The 1,025-nt window shown below is 44.9% G+C and carries 2 pseudogenes; one reads left to right on the plus strand and one right to left on the minus strand.

The features are described from left to right. Positions 1 to 754: pseudogene (locus R7Q47_RS26685) on the plus strand (glycerol-3-phosphate 1-O-acyltransferase); the annotation flags it as partial. Positions 755 to 810: 56 nt separating this feature from the next. Here R7Q47_RS26685 and ubiA read toward each other — a convergent pair. Continuing rightward, positions 811 to 1,025: pseudogene (ubiA, locus tag R7Q47_RS26690) on the minus strand (4-hydroxybenzoate octaprenyltransferase); the annotation flags it as partial.

Consider the following 1,025-nt stretch of genomic DNA (forward strand, 5'->3'; position numbering starts at 1 on the left):
CAACCCATACTCAAGCACTTCAACCATCCCAACAGAAAGTGCTGAAGAGTTGGTTGATCATGCTATCTCGTTAGATAAGTTTGTGATTGAAACAGACAGTATGGGCGACATCATTTCTCTGGATCGTAGTCAATCGATTCTGATGACTTACTATCGCAACAACATCATTCACTTGTTTGCGCTGCCATCGTTGATTGCTCAGATGATTATTCGTCAGCGCAATCTCACCGTGGAGAAAATCCAAGAGAACGTTGCGCAAATCTACCCATTCTTGAAGAAAGAGCTGTTCCTAAGCTACCAAGAAGAAGATTTAAACGACCTTGTGGTGAAAACGTTGAATGAGTTTGCCGAGCAGAAAATGATCTGTCTTGATGGCAACAAATTGGAAATCAACCAATCAAACAACCAACCGCTGGTTCTACTTGGTCGCACGATTACTGAGACGCTGCAGCGTTACTCCATCGCCATGAACCTATTGGTTGCGTACCCTGAATTGGGTAAATCGGATCTGGAACAGAAGAGCCAAGACATCGCGCAACGTTTAGGTCGCCTGCACGGTATCAACGCGCCGGAGTTCTTCGACAAAGGTGTGTTTACCGCCATGTTCAATACGCTCAAACAGCAAGAGTACCTTGATAGCGACGGTAACTGCGATAAGAAGAAATCGCAGAAATTTGCCAAGCTACTGTTTACGCTGCTGTACCCAGAAGTGAAGTTGACCATCGAAGAAAGTATCCACCAACTTCAGGCATAACAAACACAAAAAAACAAAGGCATCCAATTGGATGCCTTTTTTGATCTTCGGATTGATTACCAGAACGCGACTAATAAACCTATCGCTATCACCATGCCAACGTAGTTGTTGTTAAGGAAAGCTCTGAAACACAAATCGCGCTCGCGGTGGCGGATCAAGTGCTGCTGATAAACAAACAATGATGCGGCAATCAGAACCGTCCAGTAGTAACTCTGGCCTAATTGATAAAACTGCCCTAGCCCCACCAACATCGCCAACGTCACTAACTGTA

The organism is Vibrio sp. Vb0349 (assembly GCF_033338975.1).